Raw genomic sequence first — 14,306 nt, forward strand, 5'->3', positions numbered from 1 at the left:
TTCTACGGTCGTTGTGAGACAGATCACCGCGACCTGGAGGCAAGAGCGATGGCACCCGAACCAACAGCCGTAACCCACGGCATGTCGACGCCAGACGCCCTCGCCCTCCTCCCCATCCCCGACCAGCTGTCCGTACCGCAGATGGACGGACACGTATGCGTGTACGACAACGAATCCCTGAGCAACGACACCGCCGTCGACCTCGGCCAACGCCACCAAGCAGGCCGCACCGTGTTCGCCCGCGCCTCCCGCCGCTGCGCCAGCACCGCCGCTGTCGGAGTCCTCTTCGACCACACCACCGGCACGGACGCCTGCACCGTCTGCCAGACGGAGCCGTGCGACACCGCACGCGCCCTGAACCGCGTGATCCGGATGGGTGCCCGATGAGCACGACAGCGACCTCCTACCGGCTGCAGGTGCCAGCCGTCCCGCCGAAGCCGACACCCGGATGCCCCTCGTGCGCGGACCTTGCCCGGAGGCGGGCGCAGGCCGCTGCCGTCGGCGACTACTCGCAGGCGTCGGACTGCAACATTTGGATCGGCCGCCACGACTACCACCAGCCGCCGATATCCCGCTGACCCCCGGCATGGGGTGTGACCACACCGCCCCCCGCCGGGCCGGCCGTCGTCTGAGGTGGACACGGCCGAGGGCCTGCCGCCCGGTTCACCCCCGTGCCGGCGGCAGGCCCGACCTACTCCACGAGATCAGCGAGCGGCACATCAAGGGCCCACGCGATCCGGAACAGGTTGTCCACCAGTGCAGCCTGGTGTCCCTGTTCGATCCGGTTGATGGCCTGCCGGTCCATGCCCGCCAGCTCGGCGAGTCTCTCCTGCGAGAGTTTCCGCGTGCTCCGCACTTCGCGGATGCGGTCTCCTAAGGCTCGGCGGCGGGCAAGGATCCAGGTGGGCGGCGGAGCGGACGGCACGCGCCCACGCTTCCGGGATCATGGTCGGGTGTCTGTATCGCCGACCGTACATTTTGAGATCAACGACACTCGTCGATCGCAAGTCCCGAGTCACTAAAACACTCGTTCGGATGATGTGATCCTTGACGTCTTGCCTAATAAGAAACCACAGGCCAACGATTACCTGCACCCCCCACGCACCCCACAGCGACAGGCGACACCCCATGACTGACGAGCAGCCCCACACCGCACCGGGGCTCGCCCTCACGAACCTCCAGCGCGACCGCGTCACCTTCGCCCGCCGCGACTTCGAATCCGCCCGCGCCGAAGACCTCGCCAAGCTGCCGCGCGCCCACCTCATCCTCCTCGTCGAACGCATGAGGGGACGCCTCGGCGACATGCTGGATCTTCTCGACGAACTCACCCCCGAATGAGTCCCCTAACCAACATTGTGATCCCAGACGGTGATGCCGACGCACCGCCGCACCGCGAGGCACGCCTCGGTCATGTCCCGGTACCAGTCGGCCTGTTGGGCCAGTTTCTCCTCGGTCGCGGGCAGCAGCATCCGGACGTCGACCTCGGTGAGCGCGGTGTCCAGGCCGAGCCGTGAGAAGCGGCGGAGGTTGTCCTCGAGGGTCGTCGGATAGCCGTACTGGAGGGCGAGGTGGGCCTGGAGGCCGATGCCGTCGAGCGGGACGCGCTGGGCCCTCAGTTCCTTGGCGAGGGCGTAGTAGGCGTCGCTCTTCGGGCCGACGGCCTCGATGTTGTAGTCGTTGAGGTAGAGCTTCGCCTTCGGGTCGGCCTGGTGCGCCCAGCGCAGGGCGTCGGCGATGTAGCCGGGGCCGAGGGTCTTGTAGAAGACGGTCTCGCGGTAGGTGCCGTCCTCGTTGAACGCCTCGTTGACGACGTCCCAGGCGTACACCTTGCCCCGGTAGTGGCGGACCTCGGTCTGGATGTGCTTCTTCAGCACGGCCCGCAGCTCGTCGGCCGTCCACTGCTTGCTCGTCAGCCAGTCGGGCAGCTGGCTGTGCCAGACCAGGGTGTGGGCGCGGACCTTCTGGTGGTGGGCGCGCGCGAGGTCGACGATCTGGTCGCCGGCCGTCCAGTCGAAGACTCCCTGCTGGGGCTCGGTGGCGTACCACTTCATGCCGTTGCCCGGGGTGATCATGTCGAACTCGTGGCCCAGGATCTTCGTGTAGGCGGTGTCGGTGAGTTCGGGGTTGTCCGTGGCGCTGCCGAAGTAGCGTCCGTGGCGCTGGGCGAGGTCGGCGAGGGTGGCCCGCGGCTTTCCGTGCGCGGGTTGCTCGTGGGCCTGTGCGGCCGGTCCGGTGACCACGCCGGCGGCGACCAGGACGGTGGCGAGGGCGCCGGCGAGTCTGAGCCGGGTGCGGGCGGTGCTGAGCATGGTGCGACTCCTCACGGTGAGCGGGTGGGCGAGCCGTACGGGTCCGCGGACGCGGGCGCGGGTCATCCCTTCGTGGCGCCGGCGGAGAGGCCGCCGACGAGCTGGCGCTCGGCGACGGAGTAGAAGGCCAGGGCAGGGACCATGGCGAGGACCAGATAGGCGAAGACGCGCGCGTACTCGGCGGAGTACTGCCCCTGGAACTGCTGGACCCCGATCGGGATGGTCCACCAGCCGGGTTCGTTGAAGACGAGCAGCGGCAGCAGGAAGTTGTTCCAGCTGCCGACCACGGCGAGGACGGAGACCGTGCCGAGAGCGGGCCTGGCCATGGGCAGCAGGATCCGCCAGAAGAAGCCGAGCGGCCCGCAGCCGTCGAGGGTGGCTGCCTCCTCCAGTTCGGCGGGGATCTCGCGGAAGAACCCGCGCAGGATGACGATCGTCATCGGCAGTCCGAACGCGGCCTGCGGCAGGATCACGCCGAGGGGGTTGTCCAGCAGGCCGATGGAGCGCAGCAACAGGAACAGGGGCAGCGCCGCCACCGCGAAGGGGAACATCAGCCCCATGGTGAACAGGGTGAACAGCAGCTCCCTCCCCCGGAAGGCGAAGCGGGCGAAGGAGAACGCCGCGAGCGCGGACACCGCGACGACGACCACGGTCGTCCCGACCGCGATGACGGTGCTGCTGCCGACCAGCTGCCAGAACGAGCCGGAGCCGAGGATGTCGGTGTAGTTGGAGGGGACCCACGGGTCGGGCAGGCCGATGGGGTTGCGCGAGAGCTGGTCGGTGGACTTGAAGCCGGACAGCACGGCGTACACGAGGGGTACGGCCATCACCGCGCCGACGATCCCGAGGACCAGGTGCAGCGGCAGGGTCCTGCCGGTCCGGCGCGCGCCCCGCCCCGTCCCGGGCTTGGTGCCGGGGTCGGTCTTGGCGATGCTCACGAGCCGCCTCCTCGCATGGTCGTGGTGGCGCCCTGGAGGTCTCGGCGGAGCACGAACCGCTGATAGGCGAGGGCGAAGACGAGGCAGATGCCGAACATGACGACGCTGATCGCGCTGGCGTAGCCGACCTGGTAGCGCTTGAAGCCGTACTGGAACATGGTCACGGCCATCGTCTCGGAGTGGTGGTCGGGGCCGCCCGCGGTGACGACCCACACCAGGTCGAAGAGCTGGACCGCGCCGATGACCGACAGGAAGACGCTGATCCGCAGGGTCGGCGCGAGCAGGGGTAGCGTCACGTTGCGGAAGCGCTGCCAGGGCCCCGCTCCGTCGATCAGCGCGGCCTCCGTCAACTCGGCCGGGATGGACTGGAGTCCGGCGAGGTAGAGCATCATGTGGAAGCCGAAGTACTTCCATGTCATGACCAGGAAGAGGGTGGCCATGACGGTGGAGGGATCGGAGAACCACTGCCCGCCCACCCCGTCCAGTCCGACGGCGCCCAGCACGTGGTCGGCCAGGCCGTCGTCCGGGGCGAAGATCATGCTGAACAGCACGCCGGTGATCGCCTCGGAGAGGATGTACGGCGCGAAGAACAGCATCCGGTAGACGGCCCGGCCGCGAATCTTCTGGTTCAGGGCGACGGCGAGGGCCAGCGCGAACGGCAGTTGCAGCAGCAGCGAGAGGCCGACCAGGAGCAGGCAACGCCACAGGTCGCCGAGGAACACCGGGTCCTTGAAGAGCCGGGTGAAGTTGTCGCCGCCGACGAAGTTCTCGGGCATGCCGAAGCCGCCCCATCGGAAGAACGCGGCGTACACCGCGAACAGCATCGGCAGCAGCACGAGCGTGCCGAACAGCACCAGCGCGGGCACCTGGAAGCCGACGGCGGTGAGCCAGTGCAGGGCCCGTCGGCGGGCCCGCGCACGGCCCGCGACGACGGCCGGCGGCGCGGGCTCGACGTCCGGACCGCTGCGCTTGTCCGGGAGGAAGGTGGAGGTCATCGCCGGCTACTGCTCTTCCTTCGCGACCTTGGTGATCGACTCGCTGACCTGCTGGGGCGATTTCGAACCGGCGATCAGAGCGGCGACGCTGTCGTTGACCTCCTGGCCGAGGGCGGGCGCGTACGCCTGGTCGAGGTAGAGCTGGAAGCCGGTGGCGCCCTTCAACTGCGCCTGCACGGCCTTGATGTTCGGGTCGGTCAGGGCGCTCTCGGCGGCCGGGACGACCGGCAGCACCCCGGTCTTCTTGACGAGTTCGGTGTCGGTGGCGGCGGAGGCGAAGAACTTCAGGAAGTCGACGGCCGCCTGCGGGGCGTCCTTGCGCAGCGCGTGCCCGCCGCCACCGCCGAACACCTCGGTGATCACGCCTTTGCCGCCCTCGACCGCCGGGAACGGGAAGAAGCCGAGGTTCGCGCCGAGCCCCTTGCCCGCGTCGGCCTCCACGACCGGCGCCCACTGGCCCATGAGTTCCATCGCCGCCTTGCCGTTGCCGACGGCCGCGGCCTGGCCGGTCGGGCTGGAGTAGGCGGCGCCGAGGAAACCCTTCTGGAACGGTTGCAGATCGACGAGGTCCTGGAGGTGCTGTCCGGCCTGGACGAATCCGTCACCGGTGAAGTCCTTGTCGTCCCCGGCCTTCTGCAGGGCGTCGACGCCCGCGGTGCGCATCGCGAGGTAGGCCCAGTAGTACATGCCGGGCCACTTCTCCTTGCCGGCCAGCGCGAGCGGGATGATCCCGGCGGCCTTCAGCTTGCGCACCGCGTCGAGGAAGCCGCTCCAGGTGGTGGGCGGCGCGGTGACGCCGGCCTGCTTGAAGAGGGCCTTGTTGTACCAGAACCCGATCATGCCGATGTCGAACGGTATGCCGTAGGCCTTGTCGTCGAGCAGGTACGGCTGCCGGGCGACCGACAGCAGGCTCTCCCCCCAGTCCTTCGTGCGTTCCGTGAGGTTCTCCACCAGCCCCGCGTCGACCTGCTGCTTCAGGACCCCGCCGCCCCAGGTGTGAAAGATGTCGGGAAGCTTCCCGGAAGCGGTCAGCGCCGTCATCTTCGACTTGTAGGCGTCGTTCTCCAACTGGACGATCTTGACCTTCACCTTGGGGTTCTGCGCCTCGAACTGCTTGGCCAGTGCGGCCCATACGTCCTTGGTCGGCTGGGTGGTGGAGATGTTCCACCACTCGATGGTGGTCGTCCCCGACGACGACCCCCCGTCCGAGTCGCCGCCGCAGGCGCTCAGTGCCGTCATGCCCAGACCGGCCGCGGCGGAGGCCGCCAGGAAGCCTCGGCGGGAGAGTGCCGGGTCGCCCATCATGCGCTCCTTGTGAGATCGAAAGTTTCGAACCAGATCCAGAAAGGTTCGCTGCTGCCGCACCCTAGAGACACCCTCCGACGGGAGGCAACCCCTTGAACGCAGAGAATCCAGCGGCCCGTTCATCAAGGACCCCACGACAAAGCCTTCTCCGGGTCCGAAACATTCGGATCACCTGGCGAACGTTACGAAGTAGAGATCGGCGCGACACGATGGCCGAGAACCACCGCCTCGACGCGCGGGGCAACGCGCCTGAGGGCGGAGGAGGGCAGAGGGCATCACGCAAGCCGACGCAGACCGGGTCGTCACCGCCGGCACGCCGTCACCGCCGACACCCGGCACGTCCTGACGCGATTGACCCGCCGGGCCACCCCCGCGCCCCCCGCACCGCCCCCGGCCCTATCGTGACCGCATGCAGAGCTACACGATCGGCCAGGCGGCACGACTGCTCGGCGTCAGCCCCGACACCGCGCGCCGCTGGGCGGACGCAGGCCGGGTGGAGACTCATCGCGACGAGACCGGCCGACGTCTCGTGGACGGCAAGGCCCTCGCCGCCTTCTCCGTAGAACTCGCCGGATCGGCCGGCGCGGACGACACCGCCCCCTACACCTCGGCCCGCAACGCCTTCCCCGGCATCGTCACCGCGATCAAGCTCGGCGACGTGGCCGCCCAGGTGGAGATCCAGGCCGGCCCGCACCGCCTGGTCTCCTTGCTGACGAGGGAGGCCGTCGAGGAACTCGGACTCGAGGTCGGCATGGAGGCAACGGCCCGCGTGAAGTCGACAAACGTACACATCGACCGAGTGTGACCAAGGGCGACGCAAAGCGGGCATCCCCGCCATAAGGCCCTCGGGGCCGTACCGTTGACGCTCATGACCTTGAGCATCCGCAACCAGCTTCCCGGCACCGTCACCGCCGTCCACCCCGGCGAGGTCATGGCCCTGGTGAAGATCCGCCTCGACGGCGGGCAGCACCTCACGGCGGCCATCACCCTGGAGGCCTCGGAGCAACTCGCCCTCAGGCCCGGTGCCGCCGTCCACGCCCTGGTGAAGTCGACGGAGGTCTCCCTCGCCACCGGCCAGGTCGCCGGGCTCTCGATCCGCAACCGGTTGCCCGGCACGATCACCGGCCTCGCGCTCGGCTCGGTCATGGCCGCGGTGAAGATCACCGTGGACGGCGGCGAACTCACCGCGGCGATCACCAAGGAGGCCGCCGCCGACCTCGGTCTGTTCGTGGGATCCGACGTCATCGCGCTGATCAAGTCGACCGAGGTGTCCCTGGCGACGGCGTAGAACGACGAGGGGCCCCGTCCGTGACGGACGGGGCCCACACGCGCTGCGGCTCAGTCCTCGTACGCGTCCAGCGGCGGGCACGAGCAGACGAGGTTGCGGTCGCCGAAGGCCTGGTCGATACGGCGCACCGGCGGCCAGTACTTGTCGGCGGCGGACACCCCGGCGGGGAAGACCGCCTCCTCACGCGAGTACGCGTGGGCCCACTCGCCGCCGAGCGCGGACGCGGTGTGCGGGGCCCCGGCGAGCGGGTTGTCGTCGGCCGGCCAGGCGCCCGCGCCGACCTTCTCGATCTCCGCGCGGATCGCGATCATCGCGTCGCAGAACCGGTCGAGCTCGATCAGGTCCTCGGACTCGGTCGGCTCGATCATCAGCGTCCCGGCCACCGGGAACGACATCGTCGGCGCGTGGAAGCCGTAGTCGATGAGCCGCTTGGCGACGTCGTCCACCGTCACACCGGTCGCCTTGGTCAACGGGCGCAGGTCGATGATGCACTCGTGCGCCACCAGCCCGCCGGGCCCGTTGTAGAGCACCGGGTAGTGCGGCTCCAGCCGCTTGGCGACGTAGTTGGCGCTCAGTACCGCCACCTGCGTGGCTCGCTTGAGGCCCTCACCGCCCATGAGCCGCACGTACGCCCACGAGATCGGCAGGATGCCCGCGGAGCCCCACGGCGCCGCCGAGACCGGCCCCACGCCGGTCTCCGGCCCCGCGGCGGGCTGCAGCGGGTGGTTGGGCAGGTACGGCGCGAGGTGCGACCGGACTGCCACCGGCCCGACGCCCGGGCCGCCGCCGCCGTGCGGGATGCAGAACGTCTTGTGCAGGTTCAGGTGGGAGACGTCGCCGCCGAAGTGCCCCGGCTTGGCGAGCCCGACGAGCGCGTTCAGGTTGGCGCCGTCGACGTACACCTGGCCGCCGGCCTCGTGCACCTGGGCGCAGATGTCGGCGACGTGCTCCTCGAACACGCCGTGCGTCGACGGGTAGGTGATCATCAGCACCGACAGCTCGTCCCGGTACTGCTCGATCTTCGCGCGCAGGTCCTCGACATCGATCTCGCCGTCCTCGGCGGTCTTCACGACGACGACCTTCATGCCGGCCATCACGGCGCTCGCCGCGTTCGTGCCGTGCGCGGACGACGGGATGAGGCACACGGTGCGCTGCTCGTCGCCGTTGCCCCGGTGGTACCCGCGGACCGCGAGCAGCCCGGCCAGTTCGCCCTGCGACCCGGCGTTCGGCTGCAGGGACACCTTGTCGTACCCGGTGACCTCCGCGAGCCGCTCCTCGAGCTCCCGGATGAGCGTCAGATAGCCCTGGGCCTGCTCGGCGGGGGCGAAGGGGTGCAGCTGTCCGAACTCGGGCCAGGTGACCGGCTCCATCTCGGTGGTGGCGTTGAGCTTCATGGTGCACGAGCCCAGCGGGATCATGCCCCGGTCCAGCGCGTAGTCACGGTCGGCCAGCCTGCGCAGGTAGCGCAGCATCGCGGTCTCGGACCGGTGCCGCTGGAAGACGGGGTGGGTCAGGATGTCGTCGGTCCGCAGCAGCCCGGTCGGCAGGGCGTCCTCGACGGTCGCGTCGATCGACTCGATGTCGCCGTCCACCCCGAAGGCCGCCCAGACCGCGGCGACCTGGGCACGCGCGGTCGTCTCGTCACAGGAGAGCGCCACCCGGTCGGCGTCGACGAGGTGCAGGTTGACCCCGTGGTCCCGCGCGGCGGCGACGACCTCGGCGGCCTTCCCGCGCACCCGCACGGTCAGCGTGTCGAAGTACGCCCCGTGCACCACCTCGACGCCGCCGGCCTCGAGCCCCGCGGCGATGATCGCGGCGTACCGGTGTGTGCGCCGGGCGATCGCGCGCAGCCCTTCGGGGCCGTGGTAGACCGCGTACATCCCGGCCATCACGGCCAGCAGCACCTGCGCCGTACAGATGTTGCTCGTCGCCTTCTCGCGCCGGATGTGCTGCTCACGCGTCTGCAGTGCTAGCCGGTAGGCCTTGTTCCCGTCCGCGTCCACGGACACGCCCACGAGGCGGCCGGGCAGGCTCCGCGCGAACTTCTCGTGCACCGCCATGTAGCCGGCGTGCGGCCCGCCGAAGCCCATCGGCACGCCGAACCTCTGTGTGGTGCCGACCGCGATGTCCGCGCCCAGCTCACCGGGCGACTTCAGCAGTGTCAGCGCGAGCAGGTCCGCGGCGACGGTGACGAGCGCGCCGAGCCCGTGCGCCTGGTCGATGAGCGCCTTCAGGTCCCGCACGGCGCCGGACGCACCGGGGTACTGGACGAGCACGCCGTTGATCTCGCGCTCCGCGATCTCCGCCGGAATGCCGCCGCTCAGATCGGCGACGACGACCTCGACGCCGGTCGGCTCGGCACGCGTCTCGATCACGGCGATGGTCTGCGGCAGCGCGTCCGCGTCGATGAGGAAGAGGCCCTTCTTGTTCTTCCCCATACGCCGTGACAGCGTCATCGCCTCAGCGGCCGCCGTGCCCTCGTCGAGCAGCGACGCGCCCGAGGTCGGCAGACCCGTCAGTTCGGCGACCATCGTCTGGAAGTTCAGCAGCGCCTCGAGCCGGCCCTGGGAGATCTCCGGCTGGTACGGCGTGTAGGCGGTGTACCAGGCCGGGTTCTCCATGACGTTGCGCAGGATGACGGGCGGCGTGAACGTGCCGTAGTAGCCGAGGCCGATCATCGGGTCGAGCACCTGATTGCGGTCGGCCAGGGAGCGCAGCTCGGCCAGCACCTCGGCCTCGGTGCGGGCGCCCGGCAGGTCCAGCGCGTCGGCGTTCTTGATCACATCGGGGACCGCGGCGGCGGTGAGCTCGTCGAGCGAGCCGTAGCCGACGTGCGCGAGCATCTTGGCCCGCGCCTCCTGGTCGGGCCCGATGTGGCGCTGCTCGAAGGGGATTGCCTGCTCGAGCTCGGAGAGCGGAGTGCGATGGGCGGTCATTACGGAGGCCTCCTGGTCTGACACGACCTTCGAGGGTCACCACGGCGGGTACCCGGACGGCCTCCCCCTCTGTCATCTCAACCTGAGAGCTTCACCGGCCGCCAGCGGACGACCGGCTTTCACCGTCGGTGAGAGCGGACACCGTCGACGTCGTCGGCACCCGCCCTGCTTTCCAGAGTGACCTCGTCCGTGCGGTACGTGAGCCTGAGAGATTCCGGGGAGGATTTGCTCCTTCGGCGCCTCCGGTGGTCTCCGGAGGACTCTCCCGCACGGGGTCAGCAGCCGTTGCCAGACTACCAGCGAGGTCAACGGGCTTCTCGAGTGGCCGCTCGCCCCAATGTGCTCTTTTGTAGTCCATAGGGACGAGCTGCGACCAAGAGGAGGGCCCGTGCAGACCGACATCGATCCGCGCAACCTGATCGGCCGCAAGGCGTTCGACCGCAACGGGGCGAAGATAGGCACCGTCGACGAGGTGTATCTCGACGACGCGACCGGTGTGCCGGAGTGGGCCGCCATCCGCACCGGCCTGTTCTCCCGAGACGCCTTCGTCCCCCTGGAGCCCAGCGAGCTGGTCGAGGGGATCCTGCACATCCCGTTCGACCGCGCCCTGATCAAGGACGCCCCTGACTTCGGCGTGGGCCGCCACCTCTCCCCGGAGCAGGAACTCCAGCTCTACCACCACTACGGCCTGGACGTGGCGACCCCTCCGCCGCTCCCCGACCACGACTTCGGCCGCCTGGCGGGCACGGACGAAAGCTGACTCCCGCAGCCCCTGAGCCCCTGAGCCCCTGAGCCCCCGGACAGTCTCACTCTGTGCAACGGTCCGGCTCCGCTGAGAGTTCCCGCGTGCCCTCCGTCGCCTCCTCGTCCTCTCCCGGTCTTCGCCGCACCAGCGGCAGCGGGTCCGCCGGAGCCAGTTGCGGATCGTCGGTGCGGAACGTGCGCACCCGCCCCGGCTGCGACTGCGGCGTCTCGAACCGCACCGTGACCCGGCCCAGCCCACTTCCCTGCACCCATCCGTGTCCGAGCTCGGCATGCCGCACGTCGTGCCCCGGACGCCACTCGTGCTCGGCGTGGACAGCTGCCCGGGCCGGCGCCGGTTCCTCGGCGGCTGGCTCCTCCGCATGTCCCTCCGCGACCTCGTCCGCCCGCGCCCCCGCCGCCTGCGCGAACAGGTCCTCCTGCGTGAAGTCCGCCAGACCACTGACGCCCACCCCGAGCAGCCGCACACCGCCCGTGGTGTCCACGGAGCCCAGCAACCGGGCCGCCGCTTCCCTGATCACCGCCGGATCGTCCGTGGGCCCGCGCAGCGTCTCGGACCGGGTGAGCGTCGAGAAGTCGTACCGCCGCACCTTCAGCACGATGGTGCGGCCCGACAGACCGGCCTCCCGGAGCCGGCGCACACACCGGTCCGCGAGCCGTTGCACCTCCAGCTCCACCCGGACCCGGTCGTGGATGTCCACGTCGTACGTGTCCTCGACCGACACGGACTTGGTCTCCCGCTCGGCCACCACCGGCCGGTCGTCGCGCGCCAGCGCCATGGCGTGGAGCGCATGCCCGTGCGCCTTGCCCAGCAGCCGCACCAGCTCGTCCTCGCCGGCCTCCGCGATCTCGTCGACCGTGGTGATCCCGGCCCGCCGCAGATGGTCACCCGTGGCGGGGCCCACCCCCGGTAGCGTCCGCACCGGCATGGGCCCGAGGAGCTGCCGCTCGGTGCCGGGCTCGATGAGCACCAGGCCGTCGGGTTTCGCCTCCTCCGAGGCGATCTTCGCGAGCATCTTGCAGGAGGCCAGTCCCACCGAACCCGTGAGGCCGGTGACGGCCCGTATGTCCGTACGCAGTCTGGCACCGGCCAGCCGCGCCGAATCTCTGTCCCAGGCCGCCTCGCCGGCCTCCAGGTCCACGAAGGCCTCGTCCAGGCTCAGCGGCTCCACCAGCGGCGAAAGCGCCCTCAACAGCGCCATGACCTGCTCGCTGATCGACCGGTAGAAGGCGAACCGCGGCACGAGGTAGGCGGCGTTCGGCGCCAGCCTGCGCGCCTGGGCCATGGGCATCGCCGAGTGGACCCCGAAGACCCGCGCCTCGTAGGAGGCCGTCGCCACCACGCCGCGAGGCCCGAGACCCCCCACGACCACGGCCTTCCCGCGCAGACTCGGCTTGGACGCCTGCTCCGCCTGAGCGAAGAAGGCATCCATGTCGAGATGCAGGATCGTGGGCGCGTTTCTCACATGTCCGATGCTGCACCACGCCACTGACAACGACGCCGCACCACCGCCCCCGCGCCCGGGAGGAGGCGTCAGACCGCCCGGTTGCGCCTGCGCGCCAGCTCGTCCGCCGGATTGGGCCCGACGAGCGTCTCACCGGTGTCGACGCGCTCCCCGTGCAGCTGCGACAACGCGCTCTCGACGTCCCGCCACACCACGCCCACGGCGATCCCGAAGACGCCCTGACCGCCCTGGAGCAGTGCGTGGACCTCGTCCGGCGAGGTGCACTCGTACACCGTCGCACCGTCGCTCATCAGCGTCATCCGCTCCAGATCGCTGAACCCGCGCTCCCGCAGATGCCGCACGGCGCTACGGATGTTCTGCAGCGACACCCCGGTGTCGAGGAACCGCTTGACGATCTTCAGGACGACGACGTCGCGGAAGCTGTAGAGACGCTGACTGCCGGACCCGTGGGCGGGCCGCACACTCGGCTCGACGAGCCCGGTGCGCGCCCAGTAGTCCAGTTGCCGGTAGGTGATGCCCGCCGCCGCACAGGCGGTCGGACCGCGATAGCCGATCTGCTCGGACGCCATGGATGTCGCCCCTCCGCTGCTCGGCACGGCCGCCGGTCGCTGCGGAACGTGATCGGCCGCGCCGCTCTGCTGGGGATACCCCATTGCCGAGCGCGGCCAAGAGCTTGAGGGAGGGTACGGACCGCTTCCCCCGACACCGAGTCCGGGGGCACCCCCAGCCGTACCGTCGCCGCTGCTTCTCACGCCGACCTCCGTCCTAGACCTGCCTTCTCGACGGTAGGCAGTCGCCAGGGGTGCGTCAACGATCGCCACACTCGGCACGCCGAGTGATAATCACCCTAGGAGTGGTTTCCCGCACCTCACCGCGGGGAAAGGCTAGCCGAATGCGCTGAGAAGTGGCCGTAGGACGCTCTCAGTCGCCGCTGGCATTTGCCGAAGAAGGAGGGCCACTCCGCGCAGGTCGCCGGATGTGCGCGCCGCCCTCCCGCTCGGGCGGCTACTGGTTGCTGGTGCCGAAGTCCTCGGGCGAGATCTGGTCGAGGAACTCGCGGAACTTCTCCACCTCGTCCTCCTGCTCGTCCGGGATGGCGATCCCCGCGTCGTCGAGCACCGTGTCACTGCCGAAGATCGGCGTCCCGGTGCGCAACGCCAGCGCTATGGCGTCGGACGGGCGCGCGCTCACCTCGACGCCGCTGGCGAAGACCAGCTCCGCGTAGAAGACGCCCTCCCGCAGATCCGTGATGCGCACTTCGGTGAGCTCCTGGCCGACGGCTTCCAGCACGTCCTTGAACAGGTCGTGGGTCAGCGGCCGCGCCGGGGCCATGCCCTGTTGGGCGAAGGCGATGGCCGTCGCCTCCCCCGGTCCGATCCAGATGGGGAGGTAGCGGTCGCCTCCCACTTCGCGCAGCAGCACGATCGGTTGGTTGGAGGGCATCTCGACCCGGACACCTACGACATCGAGCTCGTTCACACAGCAACCCTAGGCCGTGCCCGGGACGTTTGGGTAGTCGGGCCGGGAAGGGCGACCGATCCGCCCGGGGCGAACCGCCCGCTCAGGGCAGGCGCACACCGAGCGCGGTCTGCACCAACGCCGCGTGCAGCCGGACCGCGAGCCCCGCGAGCTCCTTCGTGCGAGCCTCCGCGTGCGCCCGGGTCTGCGGGTTGCGGTGCCGCCTCAGCGGCGCGACCACCTGGTCGACGAGACCGGCTTCGCGGTCGGCCGCCGCCTTCATCACGCGCAGATGCCGCGGCTCGATCCCGAACCGCCCCAGCTCGGCGACGAGTGCCGCCACAGTGGCCGCCTCGGCGTCGTAGACGCCGTCCTCGAGCGGTACGACGAGCCCGTAGGACTCCCACTCCTCGAGCTCCGGCTCACCGATACCCGCAGCCGCCAGCAGCTCCGCCCTGCCGATCCGGGCGACCGTGGGCCCGTCCGACGGCTCCAGGACCTGCTCGCCGTCCCGCTGACGGCCGACGGTGGGCAACGGGACGGCCTCCCCGCGCTCCATGGCCTCCAGATGCTCGCGGATGACCTTGAGCGGCAGGTAGTGGTCCCTCTGCATCCTCAGGACGTGACCGAGGCGCTCGACGTCGCGCACGCTGAACTTGCGGTAGCCCGAGGGGGTCCGCTGGGGCTCGATGAGCCCTTCCGACTCCAGAAAACGGATCTTGGAAATGGTGACGTCGGGAAACTCGTCCCGCAGGGCGTTCAGCACGGTGCCGATGCTCATCAGCACACCGTCCGTGGCGGCGGTGCCGGCTCCGGCACCGCCCCTCGGTGTTTGCAGCATGGACCTTC

The 14,306-nt window shown here is 69.9% G+C and carries 15 protein-coding genes and 1 riboswitch; of the genes, 5 read left to right on the forward strand and 10 right to left on the reverse strand.

The features are described 5' to 3' along the window. Positions 1 to 81 precede the first annotated feature (81 nt). Positions 82 to 387 carry a hypothetical protein gene (locus QA802_RS08085; protein ID WP_319168987.1) on the forward strand — a complete coding sequence of 102 codons (306 nt, stop codon included), beginning with the start codon at positions 82 to 84 and terminating at the stop codon, positions 385 to 387. Positions 388 to 691: 304 nt separating this feature from the next. Here the strand turns inward: QA802_RS08085 and QA802_RS08090 are convergent, their stop codons facing one another. Beyond that, entirely contained in the window at positions 692 to 925 is a 234-nt protein-coding gene (locus tag QA802_RS08090; RefSeq protein WP_334519346.1) for a helix-turn-helix domain-containing protein, read from the reverse strand. A gap of 203 nt (positions 926 to 1,128) precedes the next feature. Between QA802_RS08090 and QA802_RS08095 the strand changes: the two genes are divergently transcribed. Next, positions 1,129 to 1,338: a hypothetical protein gene (locus QA802_RS08095; RefSeq protein WP_334519349.1), complete on the forward strand. Its 210-nt coding sequence runs from the start codon at positions 1,129 to 1,131 to the stop codon at positions 1,336 to 1,338. Positions 1,339 to 1,343: 5 nt separating this feature from the next. On the opposite strand, the gene QA802_RS08100 is transcribed toward QA802_RS08095, so the two are convergent. From QA802_RS08100 to QA802_RS08115, 4 genes are all read right to left on the reverse strand, one after another. Continuing rightward, the gene (locus QA802_RS08100; protein WP_334519352.1) at positions 1,344 to 2,309 is read right to left on the reverse strand and encodes an endo-1,4-beta-xylanase; all 966 of its coding nucleotides are present in this window, start codon (positions 2,307 to 2,309) and stop codon (positions 1,344 to 1,346) included. Between the two features lie 62 nt (positions 2,310 to 2,371). Then, positions 2,372 to 3,136 (reverse strand): carbohydrate ABC transporter permease, encoded by a 765-nt coding sequence (locus QA802_RS08105; RefSeq protein WP_334534395.1) that lies wholly within the window; start codon positions 3,134 to 3,136, stop codon positions 2,372 to 2,374. A gap of 107 nt (positions 3,137 to 3,243) precedes the next feature. Then, positions 3,244 to 4,242 (reverse strand): carbohydrate ABC transporter permease, encoded by a 999-nt coding sequence (locus QA802_RS08110; RefSeq protein ID WP_319171430.1) that lies wholly within the window; start codon positions 4,240 to 4,242, stop codon positions 3,244 to 3,246. A gap of 6 nt (positions 4,243 to 4,248) precedes the next feature. Continuing rightward, positions 4,249 to 5,544, reverse strand: coding sequence for an extracellular solute-binding protein (locus QA802_RS08115; protein WP_334519356.1), 1,296 nt, complete (start codon positions 5,542 to 5,544; stop codon positions 4,249 to 4,251). Positions 5,545 to 5,956: 412 nt separating this feature from the next. On the opposite strand from QA802_RS08115, the gene QA802_RS08120 reads away from it, so the two are divergent. Together QA802_RS08120 and QA802_RS08125 are read left to right on the forward strand one after the other, a co-directional pair. Next, the gene (locus QA802_RS08120; protein WP_319171432.1) at positions 5,957 to 6,352 is read left to right on the forward strand and encodes a TOBE domain-containing protein; all 396 of its coding nucleotides are present in this window, start codon (positions 5,957 to 5,959) and stop codon (positions 6,350 to 6,352) included. A gap of 63 nt (positions 6,353 to 6,415) precedes the next feature. Further along, on the forward strand, positions 6,416 to 6,835 hold the full coding sequence (locus QA802_RS08125; protein ID WP_334519360.1) for a TOBE domain-containing protein: 420 nt from the start codon (positions 6,416 to 6,418) through the stop codon (positions 6,833 to 6,835). Positions 6,836 to 6,885: 50 nt separating this feature from the next. On the opposite strand, the gene gcvP is transcribed toward QA802_RS08125, so the two are convergent. Beyond that, positions 6,886 to 9,771 carry an aminomethyl-transferring glycine dehydrogenase gene (gene gcvP, locus QA802_RS08130; protein WP_334519362.1) on the reverse strand — a complete coding sequence of 962 codons (2,886 nt, stop codon included), beginning with the start codon at positions 9,769 to 9,771 and terminating at the stop codon, positions 6,886 to 6,888. Between the two features lie 182 nt (positions 9,772 to 9,953). Then, a riboswitch (glycine riboswitch) is annotated at positions 9,954 to 10,049 on the reverse strand. A 110-nt stretch (positions 10,050 to 10,159) separates the two neighbouring features. Here gcvP and QA802_RS08135 point away from each other — a divergent pair. After that, positions 10,160 to 10,531, forward strand: a complete 372-nt coding sequence (locus QA802_RS08135; RefSeq protein ID WP_334519365.1) for a PRC-barrel domain-containing protein — start codon at positions 10,160 to 10,162, stop codon at positions 10,529 to 10,531. 46 nt (positions 10,532 to 10,577) lie between these two features. Here QA802_RS08135 and QA802_RS08140 read toward each other — a convergent pair whose 3' ends face one another. The 4 genes from QA802_RS08140 to ftsR form a co-directional block, all read right to left on the reverse strand. Continuing rightward, positions 10,578 to 11,999 (reverse strand): DNA polymerase IV, encoded by a 1,422-nt coding sequence (locus tag QA802_RS08140; protein WP_334519368.1) that lies wholly within the window; start codon positions 11,997 to 11,999, stop codon positions 10,578 to 10,580. A gap of 68 nt (positions 12,000 to 12,067) precedes the next feature. Continuing rightward, complete coding sequence (locus QA802_RS08145; RefSeq protein ID WP_334519371.1) at positions 12,068 to 12,751, reverse strand: MerR family transcriptional regulator; 684 nt, start codon at positions 12,749 to 12,751, stop codon at positions 12,068 to 12,070. 253 nt (positions 12,752 to 13,004) lie between these two features. Beyond that, positions 13,005 to 13,478: a bifunctional nuclease family protein gene (locus QA802_RS08150; RefSeq protein ID WP_055634823.1), complete on the reverse strand. Its 474-nt coding sequence runs from the start codon at positions 13,476 to 13,478 to the stop codon at positions 13,005 to 13,007. Between the two features lie 82 nt (positions 13,479 to 13,560). After that, a complete protein-coding gene (gene ftsR / locus QA802_RS08155) occupies positions 13,561 to 14,298 on the reverse strand; it encodes a transcriptional regulator FtsR (RefSeq protein WP_334519380.1) in 738 nt (245 codons plus the stop codon). Positions 14,299 to 14,306: the final 8 nt, after the last annotated feature.

Origin of the sequence: Streptomyces sp. B21-105, assembly GCF_036898465.1 — a bacterium.
Lineage (GTDB): Bacteria > Actinomycetota > Actinomycetes > Streptomycetales > Streptomycetaceae > Streptomyces.